The organism is Dactylosporangium sp. NPDC051087 (genome assembly GCF_055586325.1).
In genome coordinates this window covers 72,845-87,185 of the sequence record NZ_JBVJIJ010000029.1, presented here as the reverse complement: position 1 = coordinate 87,185, position 14,341 = coordinate 72,845, and the positions used below count along the sequence as shown (strand labels likewise).

The window sequence follows — 14,341 nt, the reverse complement described above, 5'->3', positions numbered from 1 at the left end:
AGCGTAAGAGCGCGCGATCGCCCGGACCGCACGACTGCAGGACCGCTCAACCGTCCAACCGCGGGACCGTGCGAGCGCACGGCTGTAGGAGCGTAAGAGCGCGCGAAAGCCTGGGACGCGATCTCTGGGCAAGGCGACGAACGCGACGTCGGACGCCAGCCGGGGCGGATGGTGCGCGCACGCGCGGAAGCTGCCGCGCGCACGCGCAGGCAGTGCGAGCGCAGCGAGCATGGGGGTGCGGGTGGGAACCCCCGCCCCGCGCGACAGCGCGGAGTTAGCAGGGTGTCTTGGCTGGGGGCAGGTGCAGTGGCACGATCACCGGCATGGGAATCCTCATCCGGCTCGGCGTGAGTGCGTTCACGGTGTGGCTGGCGACGCTGGTGATCCCGGGCATCACTGTTGACGGGACCACTGGGCGCCAGGTGCTCACCGTGGTTGTCGTTGCCGCGATCTTCGGGATCGTGAATGCCGTGTTGCGCCCGATCATCAAGACCATTGGCTGTTGGGCGTATCTGTTGACGCTCGGGTTGATTTCGCTGGTCGTCAACGGGTTGCTGTTGATGCTGACGAGCTGGATCGCCGGGAAGCTCGACCTGGCGTTCCACGTCGACGACTTCTGGCCGTCGGCGGTGCTCGGGGCGTTGTTCATCGGCATCGTCAGCTGGGTCATCAACCTCGTGATCCCCGACGGTGGCGACAAGGACAGGAACCGCCGCCAGCCTCCGCCGCCTCAGCCCCGCCAGCAGTACCGGCCGCAGAACAACTACTACCGGTAGCCAGCAGCTCCGGACGAACCCGGTGAGGGGCGGTTTGCAGACCGCCCCTTACGGTGGGGGGCGTGGAACCGCTGCGCCGTGGGTATTTGTCCGCATTGTCCGCCAACATCATGTGGGGCGTGTTCCCGCTGTACTTCCGGGCGCTGCGGCCTGCGGGTGCCGTGGAGGTGCTGGCGCACCGCATCGTGTGGTCGCTGGTCTCGGTCGCGGTGCTGCTGACGGCGCTGTCCCGGTGGAAGGCGCTGAAAGCGCTGGTCAAGGACCGCAGGCGGCTTGCGGGGATCTCGGTCGCGGCGGTCTTCATCGCCGTCAACTGGGGTGTCTACATCTTCGCCGTGGACACGGACCACGTCGTCGAGGCGTCGCTGGGGTACTTCATCAACCCGCTGTTCGTGATCCTGCTCGGCGTGCTGGTGCTGCGGGAGCGGCTGCGCGGCCTGCAGTGGGTCGCGCTCGGGGTCGGGCTGGTCGCGGTGGTGGTCCTGAGCGTGGACAACGGTCGGGTGCCGTGGATCGCCTTGACGCTCGCCGGGTCGTTCGGGACCTACAGCCTGATCAAGAAGCAGCTCGGCCTGCCCGCCGGCGAGGGGCTGTTCCTCGAGTCGGCGGTGCTGACGTTGCCCGCGCTCGCGTTCCTGGCGTGGCTGGCGACGCGTCATCAGCAGACGTTCGGGACCGTTTCGGTGTGGCACACGGTGATGCTGGCGGGTAGTGGCCTGCTGACCGCGGTGCCGTTGCTGCTGTTCGCCGAGGCGGCCAACCGGGTGCCGCTGTCCGGTCTGGGGATCCTGCAGTACCTGACGCCGACCCTGCAGCTGATCCTCGGCGTGCTGGTCTTCCATGAGCCGATGCCGCCGGGGCGCCTCGCCGGTTTCGTGATCGTGTGGCTCGCCCTGTCGATCTTCACCGTGGACGCGATCCGGCACAGCAGGCAACGGAGGGCGACGGAAGAAGCGGCCGCCGCGAAGGAGCCGACGACCGCCACCAGTGTGAGTCAGACGACGATCTAGGCGTTCAGGACGAGCAGTGGGGTGCCGTCGCCCTTGCGGATCTCGACCTTCTGGATGTTGTCGCGCTGGTACTGGCTGTGCGCCTTGAGCTCGTACTCGTCACCGGCGCCGGCGGTCCAGGAGTCGAGCTCCTCGGGTTCGCCGGATTTCGGCACGACATAGAGCTTGTAGGTCCACTTCCCGTAGCCGCCGCCCGGCTTGTAGGCGCACCGCATACGGACGAGAGTCCCGTCGCCGAGGCCTTCGAGGGCGAGGCTGGCGGTCACCGGTACCGTCGCCGCAACCTCCTGCATGGCGACGAAATCCGGCTGTCCGACCCCGGCGGAGCGCACCCCGAGGACGGCGAGCACGCCGAGGCAGGCCGCGACGAGCGCCGTCCCCGCGGTCTGCCAGCGCCGGCGGCGCCGGTCGGTGCGGCGGCCACGCTCCGCACGGTCCAGGACGCGGGGAAGCAGGGCGGCGACGGAAGGACCGGCCCAAGCGGCGTCGGGGGAAGGAGCGGCGGACGGCCCGGCCCAGGACGCGGCGACCGCTGGGTCCAGCTTGCTGAGCAGCGGCGGCAGCTCGCCGAACTCCGACACCGCGGCCCGGCAGTCCGCGCAGGACGCCAGGTGCCGCTCATATTCCTCGCGCTCTTCGGGCGACTGCGCCCCGAGCACGTACACGGCCGAGTCATGAAGGTGCTCACACCTCATGGCCCACCCCCAACTCCTCTAGGACGACCTTCAGCGATCGCAGTGCGTAGTAGGTCCGCGACTTGACGGTGCCCGGGGGCACGCCCAGCCGTTCGGCCGCCTCGGCGACCGAGCGTCCCTGGTAGAAGCACTCCACCAGGACCTCGCGGTGCGGTCGGGAAAGTCGGGTCAGCGCCTCAGCGATGACCCAGGACTCCACCGCGCGCTCGGTCTCGTCGACCACCACCGGGGACTCCGGCATCTGGTCGGTGAAGACCTCGCCCACCCGTGCGGAGCGTCGCCGCCACGCGTCGATGGCGAGGTTCCGGGCGGTGGTGAAGAGCCAGGCTCGCACCGAGCCGCGGGCCGGGTCGAGCGCCTCCGGGTGTTGCCAGGCCCGCAGCAGGGTCTCCTGCACGAGGTCCTCGGCCCGTTGGCGGTCTCCGCCGGTCAGTCGCAGCGCGTGGGCGAACAGCGCGTCTCCATGCTCCTTGTGGAGCGCCTTCAGCAGCAGGTCAGCATCGTCTGTACTCACGCTTTGGCACTATCCGCATCCCTTCCACTGGCTTCTACGCACTAATACGCACAGTGGTTCAAGGCGGCGTCACATGTCATTCACCCGACATCCCTAGGGTGCGGCTCATCTCGTCGCTGTCCAGGATCAGGAGCCCCAGAGATGTCGGACAACCCACGCCGGTCGTTACCCATGGCCGTCTCGCACGGCGGTCGCGACCGCATGACCTGCCTGTACCGCTGCGGCAACGCCTGCGACCACCCGGTCCCGAACCAGTCGGCCAACCCGTACTTCACCGATGAGGTCAACGCGGTGTCGCGCCGTGGGGTCATGCGCGCCGGTGCGCTCGTGCTCGGTCTCGCCGGTGCCGGTGCGGCCGTCGGCACCCCGGCGTTCGCCTCGCCCGCTGGGGAGGCCGGCGAGCCTGACGTCGTCGTGCCCGAGGTCGACACGTACGCGGCGAAGACTTCGGAGCCGTCGCAGCTGAGCTTCAAGGCCGTGACCCCCAACCAGGTCGACGGGATCGTGGTCCCCAACGGCTACGACCACGCCGTCGTCATCAAGTGGGGCGACGAGGTCGTGCCGGGCGCGCCGCGCTTCAACGTGGCGAAGCAGTCCGCCGACGCGCAGTCGAAGCAGTTCGGCTACAACAACGACTTCGTCGCGGTGCTGCCGCTGGACCGTCGTGGCGAGCGGGCGCTGCTCGTGTGCAACCACGAGTACACCAACGAAGACCTGATGTTCCCGAACTTCCCGGGCATCGACGGGCTGTCGGTCGAGCAGCTGCGCACCACGATGGCCGCGCACGGCATGTCGGTCGTCGAGCTGGAGCGGGTCGGCGACTCTGGTCGCTGGACGCCGGTGACGCGCGGGTGGCGGCGGTACAACCGCCGGGTCACCGCCCTGTCGACGCACTTCAAGGTTACCGGCCCCGCGGCTGGCTCCGCGCTGCTGAAGACGTCCGCGGACCCGTCGGGTCGCGACGTGATCGGCACGCTCAACAACTGCGCCGGCGGCGTGACCCCGTGGGGCACGATCCTGTCGGGCGAGGAGAACTTCAACCAGTACTTCGTCGGCGCCGAGACGGCCGTCGAGCCGGCCAAGACCCGGTTCAACCGCTACGGCATCGACACGGTCAACCGGTACCCGTCGGGCAGCCGCAAGTGGGACCGCGCCGACGCCCGCTTCGACCTGACGAAGAACCCGAACGAGGCGAACCGCTTCGGCTGGGTCGTCGAGATCGACCCGTTCACGCCGGGCTCGACCCCGCGCAAGCACACGGCGCTCGGCCGGGTGAAGCACGAGGGCGCCAACATCATCATCGCCAAGAACGGCAAGGCCGTGGCGTACATGGGCGACGACGAGCGCTTCGACTACCTGTACAAGTTCGTGTCGGACAAGAAGTTCGACAGCGGCAAGTCCTACTTCGCCCGCCGGCACAACCTGACGCTGCTGGAGTCGGGTTCGCTGTACGTGGCGAAGCTCGGCTTCACGTCGGCCGCGGAGATCGACGGCAGTGGCAAGCTGCCCGCCGACGGCGCGTTCAACGGCACCGGCGAGTGGGTCGCGCTGGTGAAGGACGGCAAGTCGCAGGTCCCCGGCATGACGGTCGAGGAGGTGCTGGTCTTCACCCGGCTCGCGGGTGACGCGGTCGGCGCGACCAAGATGGACCGTCCCGAGGACGTCGAGCCCAACCCGAAGACCGGCAAGATCTACGTCGCGCTGACGAACAACACGGCGCGCGGCCCGGCCGGCAAGGCCCCCGCCGACGAGGCGAACCCGCGCACGAACAACAAGCACGGCCACATCTTCGAGATCACCGAGGACAAGGGCGACCACACAGGCACCACGTTCACCTGGACGATCCCGATCGTCTGCGGCGACCCGAAGGACCCGGCGACCTACTTCATGGGCTACGACAAGACCCAGGTGTCGCCGATCTCCTGCCCTGACAACGTCGCGTTCGACGGCGCCGGCAACCTGTGGATCTCCACGGACGGCAACGCGCTCGGCACCAACGACGGCCTGTTCGCGGTGCCGCTCGAAGGCCCGGAGAAGGGTCACCTGAAGCAGTTCCTGACGGTGCCCTACGGCGCCGAGACCTGCGGCCCGTGGATCCACGGCGACAACAAGAGCGCGTTCGTCGCGGTGCAGCACCCCGGCGAGATCACCGGCGCGTCGGTGGAGAAGCCCGCGTCGAACTGGCCCGACGGCGACTTCGCCAAGCCGGGCATCGCGGTGGCGTGGCGTCTGGACGGCCGCAACATCGGCGTCTGACCGTCGTCTGACCGTTCTCTGCGTTGCGGGCGTCTCCCCATGTACGAGGGGAGGCGCCCGTTCGCACGTACCCAGACCATCGCCGTGCGGCTGCGCGGTGGCGCCGCCCGGGTCGCCCTTGACACTCGCCGCGCCGCGCAGGACGGGACCGTCCTATTCGGCCAGGACCGTCGCCAGGTGGTGGGCGGTGGCCAGCAGGCGGGTCCGCACGACCTTCGCCGAAGACATCAGCTCCGCGGGCGGCAGCGCGCATGCCAGGACGACCCGGCGGTCGGGATCGCGGTCGTTGACGACCATGACGGCCGCGCACGCGAGCCCCTGGCGGAACTGGCCGATCTCGATCTGCATCCCGCGGCGGTCGCCGGCGGCGAGGTCGGAGTCGAGCGCCTCCGGCGAGGTCAGGGTTGCCGAGGTGTATGCCCGCATCCCGTATTCCTTCAAGAAACGCCACCGCTGGTCCGCGCTCATGGTCGCGAGCAGCGCCTTGCCCAGCGCGGTCGCGTGCGCGGCGTCGTCGTAGCCGGGCACGAGCTCGTCGAGCGGCGGGGTCCGCGGACCCTCGGCCGACGCCGTCACGGCGATCCTGCCGCCGATGAAGCGCCCGAGATAGTGGCTGTAGCCCGTTTCCGTCGCGGCGCGGCGCAGGCGGTCAGTGACGGCGCTGGGCCCACGGAACGCGAGGACGAGCTCCCGGTAGCGGTCGGCGATTTCCAGGCCGACCACGTAGGTGCCGTTCTCCCGGCGGATGACGTAGCCCTCGTACGCGAGCGTGCGCACCAGGTGATAAGTAGTAGCGACCGTGAAGTCACATCGCCTGGCGATCTGCTTCACGGTGAGGCCGCGTGGTGATTGACCCACGGCCTCCAAGACTCGTAGTGCCCTCGACACGCTCCGGATGAGGTCCGAGGGTTCGGCCTGTGGATCCCGCACCGCCGCCCTCCCCAGCCGCAGCAGTAACTGGATTCACACCATATGAAACTGGAGCGGGTCCAGGGAACAGTTTGATCATTTCTGGCGCGAGGTGAGGGAATCCGAACGCGCTGCACATAGCGATGAATGGCCCATAGCGGACATCGGCTCTGTGCAGTCATGTGATCGACACGCCGAGTTATGTGAGTAATGCCCGAGCAAGCGCCTCTGAGTCTGTGGAAGTAATGGCGGATCGCTTGAGTAACCGCCGCGCGAGTCCAGCTCGGCCGCTCCTGGCTGTCATCACGCCGTTGCGAGTTGTTGCGAAGGCAGGTACCAGCGCCATATGGCATTGAGCAATACAGCCGAGGACAGACGTCAACGCCGGTGCGGCCTAGGCCACACCGGCGGACAGGTCAGAACAGGGTCAGTTAGTTGGTGCGGTCGGCGATGAAGTCGCAGAGCGACTCCAGGGCGGCGCGCGCCGGCACGTGCGGCAGGGGCGCCAGGGAGGCCCGTGCGCGGTCCGCATAGCCCCGGACGGTCTCGCGGGCCTGCTTCAGCGCCGCGGACTCCCGCAGCAGCCCCAGGGCCTCCGCGTGCAGCGCGTCATCCGTGACCGGCCCCGAGGAGAGGATCTCGCGGAGACGGATCGAGGCCGCGTCGTCGTCGCCGGAGGCGAGCGCATAGAGCACCGGCAGGGTCGGCACGCCCTCGCGGAGGTCCGTGCCCGGGGTCTTGCCCGACTGGGTGCTCTCGCTGGCGATGTCGATGAGGTCGTCGGACAGCTGGAACGCGATGCCGAACGTCTCGGCGAACGTGGCCAGGGCCTCGATCTCCTCGTCGCTGCAACCGCCGAACATGCCGCCGAAGCGGGCGCTGGTGGAGATCAGCGAGCCGGTCTTCTGCGAGATGACCCGCAGGTAGTGCGAGATCGCGTCCTCACCCTGCAGCGGGCCGGCGGTCTCGGCGACCTGGCCGTGCACGAGCCGGGAGAAGGTGCTCGACTGGATCTTGACCGCTTCGAGCCCGAGCTCGGTGGCGGCCGCGGCGGCGCGGGCGAAGAGATAGTCGCCGATGAGAATGGCGAGCGAGTTGCCCCAGCGGGAGTTGGCGCTGGGCGCGCCGCGGCGCACGTCCGCCTCGTCCATGACGTCGTCGTGGTAGAGGGTGGCGAGGTGGGTCAGCTCGACCACCACGCCAGCCATCACGACGTCGCGCGAGCTCGGGTCACCGAAGTGCGCGGCGAGCGCCACCAGCAGCGGACGGAAGCGCTTGCCACCCGCGTTGACCAGGTGGCGGGCCGCCTCGGTCACCAGCGGGTTCGCGCTGTGGACAGCGTCGACCAGCACCGTCTCGACGTCCTGGAGGATCGCCATGACGCTGCTTTCCAACGCCGGATCGGCGAAGGTCAGGCCGACAGACGCACCCGATTGCACGGTTCCCGTACTCACCACAGCTCCAACGATGCCATAACCCGTTCGAACGACTTGCGGCGCCCTCATACAGCGACGTCCCCACGTGGTTGGCCACGGGGGACGTCACGGGACGCAAGGTTCGACACGGAACTTATTTGCCGATGAACATCCCCGCGTGCTCGGTCGCCTCGATCAGCACGCTCGGGGCAACACCCAGCACCAACGTCGCGACGGTCCCGATGACCAGCGCCGCTGCCGTCATCGCGCCCGGGATCGACACCGCAGGGGTCGCCTCGCCCGGCTCCGACAGCCACATCATGACGACCACGCGCAGATAGGGGAAGGCCAGAATGGCGCTGCTCACCACGCCGGCGATCACCAGCCACGTCTGGCCGGCGTCGATCGCCGCCGCGAAGATGCCGAACTTCGCGGTGAAACCGCTGGTCAGCGGCAGACCGGCGAAGGCCAGCAGAATGAACGTGAACAGGGTCGCGTACAACGGCGACCGCTTGCCCAGACCGGCCCAGCGGGACAGGTGGGTCGCCTCGCCGTCCGCGTCGCGGACCAGGGTCACCACCGCGAACGCGGCGAGGACCGTGAAGCCGTACGCGACGAGGTAGAACATCGAGCTGGCCAGGCCCCGCTCGTTGAGCGCGAGGACGCCGAGCAGCAGGTAGCCCGCGTTGGCGATCGAGGAGTAGGCGAGCAGCCGCTTGATGTCGGTCTGCGTCACGGCCAGGATCGCGCCGACGAGCATCGTGATGACCGCCACGGCGCCGAGCACCTGCTGCAGCTCCCACTCGGTGCGGGAGAAGCCCACGTAAGCCAGCCGCAGCAGACCACCGAACGCGGCGACCTTGGTGCAGGCCGCCATCAGCGCGGTGACCGGCGTCGGCGCGCCCTGGTAGACGTCCGGCGTCCACACGTGGAACGGCACGGCCGCGGCCTTGAACAGCAGGCCGATCGACAGCATCGCGAGGCCGACGTAGAGCAGGATGTCGTCGTTGGCCGAGCTCTGGATCGCGGTGTCGATCGCCTTGAAGTCGACCTGGCCGGCGTAGCCGTAGATGAGCGCGACGCCGAACAGGAAGAACGCCGAGGCGAACGAGCCGAGCAGGAAGTACTTGAGCGCGGCCTCCTGCGACAGCAGCCGCCGGCGCCGGGCGAGCGCGCACAGCAGGTACAGGGGCAGCGAGAAGACCTCGAGCGCCACGAACATCACCAGCAGGTCGTTCGCGGTGCAGAAGAGCAGCATGCCGGCGAGCGCGAACATGGTGAGCGGGAAGACCTCGGTCGCCCCGGTCGTGCGCGTGGCCTGCTCGCGGTCGGCGTCGGTGTTGGCGGTCACGGCGGCCTGGGCGACGAACGCGCCGCCGGTCTCCAGGGTCCGCTCGCCGATCAGCAGCAGCGACACGATGCCCAGCACGATGACCGCGGCGGACAGGAACAGTCCGGGGCCGTCGATGGCGACCGCGGTCTGTGCCGTGATCACGTCCTTGCTGCCCTGGCGGATCACCATGACGAGGGCGGCGACGAGGCCGACCAGCGACAGGGACAGCTGCACGGTGTGCCGCAGCCGCCGCGGTACGAAGCCCTCGACGAGCACCCCGAGGCACGCGACACCGAAGAGGATCAGCATCGGCGACAGGGCCGCGTAATCCAGGTTCGGCAGTTGGAGTTTGTCGTTCACTTGCCGGCCTCCACGGTGCCTGCGGTGGCTTTCGGGTCGGTGACGTGCATGTCCGACATCGTCGCCTTGATCGCCGGGTCGATCACGTCGATGACCGGCTTCGGGTAGAAGCCGAGCACGAGGATCAGCGCGATCAGCGGCGTGACGACGGCGGCTTCACGCAGCGACAGGTCGCGGCTCATCGCCTTGATCTCGAGCAGCTTCGGGTTCGTGTTGCCCTGCGTGGTCCGCTGGATCATCCAGAGCACGTAACCGGCGGCGAGGATGATGCCGGCGGTGGCGATGACCGCGACGGTCTTGTTGACCGTGAACGTGCCGATCAGTACCAGGAACTCCGAGACGAACGGCGACGTGCCCGGCAGGGCGAGCGAGGCGAGACCGGCGACGAAGAACACGCCGGCCAGCACCGGGACGAGCTTGCCGGCGCCGCCGAAGTCGCTCACCAGCGCGCTTCCGCGGCGGGTGACCAGCATGCCGACGACCAGGAAGAGCAGGCCGGTCGCGAGGCCGTGGTTGACCATGTACAGCACGGCGCCCGTGCCGGCCTGGGTGGTGAAGGCGAAGATGCCGATGCCGATGAAGCCGAAGTGGGCGATCGACGTGTAGGACACCAGCCGCTTCAGGTCCTGCTGGCCGATCGCCACCAGCGCGCCGTACACGATGCCGACCAGCGCGAGCGTGAACCCGAGCCAGGCGAAGTGCTTGGACGCGTTGGGGAACAGCGGCAGGCAGTAGCGCAGGATGCCGAACGTGCCGACCTTGTCCATGACGCCGACGAGCAGCGCGGCCGAGCCGGCCTGCGCCGCGCCACCGGCGTCCGGCAGCCAGGTGTGGAACGGGAAGAACGGCGCCTTGATCGCGAATGCGAGGAAGAAGCCGAGGAACAGCCAGCGTTCGGCGTTGACCCCGAAGTCCGCGGACAGCAGCGTCGGCCAGTCGAACGTGTGGCCGCCCAGCACCCACAGCCCGACGACCGCGGCGAGCATGAACAGGCCGCCGACGAGGGAGTACAGGAAGAACTTGACCGCCGCGTACTGCTTCTGGTGCCCGCCGTAAGAGCCGATGAGGAAGTACATCGGCACGAGCATGACCTCGAAGAACACGTAGAACAGGAACACGTCCTGCGCGGCGAAGACGCCGATCATCGTGGACTCGAGGGCCAGCAGCAGCGCGAAGTACGCCGGCACCGACCGCTTGCTCTTGTCCGCGTCGTGCCAGGACGCGAGCACGACCAGCGGCACCAGCAGCGCGATCAGCGCGATCATCACCAGGGCGATGCCGTCGATCGCGAACGTGAACTTGGCGCCCCACTGCGGGATCCACGTGTAGGACTCGCGGAACTGGAAGCGCTCGCCGGTCGGCTTGAACTGCACCCACAGCCCGACGGCCAGCGCCAGCATCAGCAGCGACCAGCCGAACGCGACGCGCTTGGCGAGTTCCGGCTTGTCCTTGGGAAGGAACGCGATCCCGGCTGCGCCGACGAGCGGCGCGGCCGTGAGCACGGTCAGATACGGAAAGGAGCTCATCCGAACGTCACCGCCAGCATGGCGGCCACCACGAGCACCGCGCCTCCAAGGATGGACAGGGCATAGGAGCGCACGAACCCGGTCTGCGCCCGGCGGAGGCGGCCGGAGCCGCCGCCGATGCCCGCGGCGAGCCCGTTGACCAGGCCGTCGATGCCGCGGTTGTCGAGGTAGACCAGCGCGCGGGTCAGGTAGCGGCCGGGCGCCTCGAAGACCGCCTCGTTGAACGAGTCGGTGTAGAGGTTCTTGCGGGCCGCGGTGACCAGCGGGCCGGCCGGCTGCTCCTGCAGGGCGGTGCCCTTGTTGAACAGCGCGATGGCGAGACCGGCGCCGGCGAACGTCAGCACGATCGACAGGATCGTGATGAGCGTGTGGCTCATGACCGGCTCGTGCTCGACGTGCTCGCTGCCGTAGACCGGGGTCAGCCACTCGGGCACCGAGGTCGACAGCAGGTAACCGGCGCCGACCGAGCCGACCGCCAGCAGGATCAGCGGGATCGTCATGATGGCCGGCGACTCGTGCGGGTGGTGGATGTCCTCGGTCCAGCGCTTCGGGCCGTGGAACGTGAGCCAGAACAGCCGGGTCATGTAGAACGCGGTCAGCCCGGCGCCCAGCAGCGCGGCGCCGCCGAAGAGCCAGCCCTGCCAGCCCTCACGCTCGAAGGCCGCCGCGATGATCGGCTCCTTCGAGAAGTAGCCGGACAGGCCGGGGAAGCCGATGATGGCCAGCCAGCCGAGGCCGAAGGTCACCCAGGTGATCTTCATGTATTTCCACAGCCCGCCGAAGCGGCGGATGTCGACCTGGTCGTGCATGCCGTGCATGACCGAACCGGCGCCGAGGAACATGCCGGCCTTGAAGAAGCCGTGCGCGAGCAGGTGGATCAGGGCCAGGCCGTACGCCGCGCCGCCGAGACCGACCGCGAGGAACATGTAGCCGATCTGGCTGACCGTCGACCAGGCCAGGACCCGCTTGATGTCGTCCTTGGCGGTGCCGATGATGCAGCCCATCAGCAGCGTCAGCGCGCCGACCGAGACCACGATCACCTGCGCCGTCTCGTTGGCGTCGAAGATCGCGTGCGACCGGGCGACCAGGTAGACGCCGGCGGTGACCATCGTGGCGGCGTGGATGAGCGCCGACACCGGGGTCGGGCCCTCCATGGCGTCCGGGAGCCAGGCCTGCAGCGGGAACTGGCCGGACTTGCCGGCCGCGCCGAGCAGCAGCAGGATCGCCATCGTCAGGATGACGCCACCGCTGAGCGTGTCGATCCGGTTGAAGACCTCGGCGTAGTCGACCGTGCCGAGGTAGGCGAACATCATGAAGATCGCGATCGCGAAACCGGCGTCACCGACGCGGTTCATGAGGAACGCCTTCTTACCGGCGGTCGCCGCGCTCGGCTTCAGGTACCAGAACGAGATCAGCAGGTAGGACGCGAGACCGACGCCTTCCCAGCCGAAGTACAGCATCACGTAGTTGTTGCCGAGGACCAGCAACAGCATCGCCGCGACGAACAGGTTGAAGTAGCCGAAGAACTTCCGGCGACCCGGGTCGTGGTCCATGTAACCCACCGCGTAGAGGTGGATCAGCGAACCGACGCCCGTGATCAGCAGGACGAACATCGCCGACAGCGGGTCGAACAGCAGACCCAGTTCGACCTTGAAGTCCCCGACGCTGATGAAGTCCCACAGCTTCAGCTCGACGCCGCTGCGGTTCTCCAGGCCGCGGAGCGTGAAGAAGTAGGTCAGTCCCAGCACGAAGGACGTGGCGACGCTGAGCACGCCGAGCCAGTGTCCCCAACGGTCGGCGCGCTTGCCGAGCAGCAGCAGCACGGCCGCGCTCGCCAGCGGGATCGCGATGAGCAGCCAGAACGTGCCCAGCCACCCGCTCGCCGCCGTGTAGGCGATTTTGTCCACAACCCGCTCCCTAGTACTTCAGCAGGTTCGCGTCGTCGACGCTTGCGGAGCGTCGAGTCCGGAAGATCGACATGATGATCGCCAGGCCGACGACGACCTCGGCCGCCGCGACGACCATGACGAAGAACGCCATGATCTGGCCGTCGAGCGTGCCGTTGATCCGGCTGAACGTGACCAGCGCGAGGTTGGCCGCGTTGAGCATGAGCTCGATGCACATGAACAGCACGATCGCGTTGCGCCGGATGAGCACGCCCACCGCGCCGATCGTGAACAGGATCGACGCCAGGACGATGTAGTACGTCGGTGTCACTTCTCGGTCCCCTTCGGTGCGACGTCTGCCGACGTCAACTCCCGGGTCGGGAGGATCTTGGAGATGCTGCGGTCCGACGGCGTACCGTCGGGCAGCCGCGCGGGCGTCGCCACCGAGTCGGAGGTGGAGAACACGCCCGGGCCGGGCTTCGGCGCGGGGTAGTTGCCCGGCTGGAACCGGGCGAGCATCCGCTCCGGCTGGCTAATTTTCTCTTCCTTGCGCTTCTCGATGTGCGCCAGGATCATCGCGCCCACCGCCGCCGTGATCAGCAGCGCCGAGGTCACCTCGAACACGTAGACGTACTTGGTGAAGATGAGCCTGGCCAGGCCGGTCACGTTGCCGGCCGCGTTCGCCTCGGCCAGGCCCTTCGGGTCGCTGTCGCCGAGCGCGCGGTACAGCGCGATCCCCAGCAGCAGCGAGAGGCCGACGCCGAGCGTGATGGCCACCATCCGCTGGCCGCGCAGTGTCTCGATCAGCGAGTCGGAAGAGTCCCGGCCGACGAGCATGAGCACGAACAGGAACAGCATCATGATGGCGCCGGTGTAGACGATGATCTGCACCATGCCGATGAACGGGCCGGCCTGCAGGACGTAGAACACGCCCAGGCAGAGCATCGAGACCACCAGGAAGAGCGCGGAGTGCACCGCGTTGCGCGCCCAGACCATGCCGATGGCGCCGAGGACCGCGATCGGGGCGAGGATCCAGAAGGTGACGGCCTCGCCGCCCTTCACCTCGCCCGCGGCGGCCAGCAGCTCCAGGGAGTAGTTCACGCCTGACCCCCCTTGTAGTGCTCGGCGCCCGCGGACGTGCCGGGGTTTTCGAGCGCGCCGACGTAGTAGTCCTTCTCGGTGTCACCGAGGCGCATGTCGTGCGGCGGGCGCTCCATGCCCGGCAGCAGCGGCGCGAGCAGCATCTCCTTGGTGAAGATGAGGTCGCGCCGGTTGTCGCGGGCCAGCTCGTACTCGTTGCTCATGGTCAGCGAGCGCGTCGGGCAGGCCTCGATGCACAGGCCGCAGAAGATGCAGCGGGCGTAGTTGATCTGGTACGTCTGGGCATACCGCTCACCGGGCGAGAAGCGCTCGTCCTCGGTGTTGTCGGCGCCCTCGACGAAGATCGCGTCCGCGGGGCAGGCCCACGCGCACAGCTCACAGCCGATGCACTTCTCCAGGCCGTCCGGCCACCGGTTGAGGATGTGCCGTCCGTGGTACCGCGGGGCCGGAGGCTTGCGCTGCTCCGGGTACTCCTCGGTGACCACCTTCTTGAACATGTGCGAGAAGGTGACCCCAAAGCCTTTAAGGGTTCCACCGATGCTCATGCCGCCACCTCCGCT

General features: G+C 68.3%; 12 protein-coding genes and 1 pseudogene. 3 read left to right on the top strand and 10 right to left on the bottom strand.

All coding sequences use genetic code 11. From position 1 onward, the window contains the following. Positions 1–323: 323 nt before the first annotated feature. A pseudogene (locus ACZ6TV_RS42590) lies at positions 324–683 on the top strand (phage holin family protein); the annotation flags it as partial. A 155-nt stretch (positions 684–838) separates the two neighbouring features. After that, entirely contained in the window at positions 839–1,786 is a 948-nt protein-coding gene (gene rarD / locus ACZ6TV_RS42585; RefSeq protein WP_465304972.1) for an EamA family transporter RarD, read from the top strand. Here the strand turns inward: rarD and ACZ6TV_RS42580 are convergent. Both ACZ6TV_RS42580 and ACZ6TV_RS42575 read right to left on the bottom strand, forming a co-directional pair. Next, the gene (locus ACZ6TV_RS42580) at positions 1,783–2,451 is read right to left on the bottom strand and encodes a zf-HC2 domain-containing protein (protein WP_465304970.1); all 669 of its coding nucleotides are present in this window, start codon (positions 2,449–2,451) and stop codon (positions 1,783–1,785) included. The two genes, rarD and ACZ6TV_RS42580, sit on opposite strands and share 4 nt — an antisense overlap. Positions 2,452–2,470: 19 nt before the next feature. Next, complete coding sequence (locus ACZ6TV_RS42575; RefSeq protein ID WP_465304968.1) at positions 2,471–2,995, bottom strand: sigma-70 family RNA polymerase sigma factor; 525 nt, start codon at positions 2,993–2,995, stop codon at positions 2,471–2,473. 141 nt (positions 2,996–3,136) lie between these two features. Here ACZ6TV_RS42575 and ACZ6TV_RS42570 point away from each other — a divergent pair, with 141 nt between their 5' ends. Next, on the top strand, positions 3,137–5,251 hold the full coding sequence (locus ACZ6TV_RS42570; RefSeq protein ID WP_465304966.1) for a PhoX family protein: 2,115 nt from the start codon (positions 3,137–3,139) through the stop codon (positions 5,249–5,251). Between the two features lie 153 nt (positions 5,252–5,404). Here ACZ6TV_RS42570 and ACZ6TV_RS42565 read toward each other — a convergent pair whose 3' ends face one another. The 8 genes from ACZ6TV_RS42565 to nuoI form a co-directional block, all read right to left on the bottom strand. Further along, complete coding sequence (locus ACZ6TV_RS42565; protein WP_465304964.1) at positions 5,405–6,181, bottom strand: IclR family transcriptional regulator; 777 nt, start codon at positions 6,179–6,181, stop codon at positions 5,405–5,407. Positions 6,182–6,591: 410 nt separating this feature from the next. Further along, entirely contained in the window at positions 6,592–7,665 is a 1,074-nt protein-coding gene (locus ACZ6TV_RS42560) for a polyprenyl synthetase family protein (RefSeq protein WP_465304962.1), read from the bottom strand. 64 nt (positions 7,666–7,729) lie between these two features. Continuing rightward, complete coding sequence (gene nuoN / locus ACZ6TV_RS42555) at positions 7,730–9,268, bottom strand: NADH-quinone oxidoreductase subunit NuoN (RefSeq protein WP_465304960.1); 1,539 nt, start codon at positions 9,266–9,268, stop codon at positions 7,730–7,732. Next, entirely contained in the window at positions 9,265–10,794 is a 1,530-nt protein-coding gene (locus tag ACZ6TV_RS42550) for an NADH-quinone oxidoreductase subunit M (protein ID WP_465304958.1), read from the bottom strand. The genes nuoN and ACZ6TV_RS42550 overlap by 4 nt, the downstream gene beginning before the upstream one ends. Continuing rightward, positions 10,791–12,701, bottom strand: a complete 1,911-nt coding sequence (nuoL, locus tag ACZ6TV_RS42545; protein ID WP_465304956.1) for an NADH-quinone oxidoreductase subunit L — start codon at positions 12,699–12,701, stop codon at positions 10,791–10,793. The genes ACZ6TV_RS42550 and nuoL overlap by 4 nt, the downstream gene beginning before the upstream one ends. Positions 12,702–12,711: 10 nt before the next feature. Beyond that, the gene (nuoK, locus tag ACZ6TV_RS42540; RefSeq protein ID WP_033363255.1) at positions 12,712–13,011 is read right to left on the bottom strand and encodes an NADH-quinone oxidoreductase subunit NuoK; all 300 of its coding nucleotides are present in this window, start codon (positions 13,009–13,011) and stop codon (positions 12,712–12,714) included. After that, on the bottom strand, positions 13,008–13,781 hold the full coding sequence (locus ACZ6TV_RS42535; protein WP_465304953.1) for an NADH-quinone oxidoreductase subunit J: 774 nt from the start codon (positions 13,779–13,781) through the stop codon (positions 13,008–13,010). The genes nuoK and ACZ6TV_RS42535 overlap by 4 nt, the downstream gene beginning before the upstream one ends. Continuing rightward, on the bottom strand, positions 13,778–14,326 hold the full coding sequence (gene nuoI / locus ACZ6TV_RS42530) for an NADH-quinone oxidoreductase subunit NuoI (protein WP_344509025.1): 549 nt from the start codon (positions 14,324–14,326) through the stop codon (positions 13,778–13,780). Before nuoI ends, ACZ6TV_RS42535 begins: the two co-directional genes overlap by 4 nt. Positions 14,327–14,341 lie beyond the last annotated feature (15 nt).

Bases quoted from the DNA above. Each gene is read 5' to 3' on its own strand.
- ACZ6TV_RS42570 (WP_465304966.1), top strand. From the start codon at position 3,137: ATGTCGGACAACCCACGCCGGTCGTTACCCATGGCCGTCTCGCACGGC.
- ACZ6TV_RS42560 (WP_465304962.1), bottom strand. From the start codon at position 7,665: ATGAGGGCGCCGCAAGTCGTTCGAACGGGTTATGGCATCGTTGGAGCT.
- ACZ6TV_RS42550 (WP_465304958.1), bottom strand. From the start codon at position 10,794: ATGAGCTCCTTTCCGTATCTGACCGTGCTCACGGCCGCGCCGCTCGTC.
- nuoI (WP_344509025.1), bottom strand. From the start codon at position 14,326: ATGAGCATCGGTGGAACCCTTAAAGGCTTTGGGGTCACCTTCTCGCAC.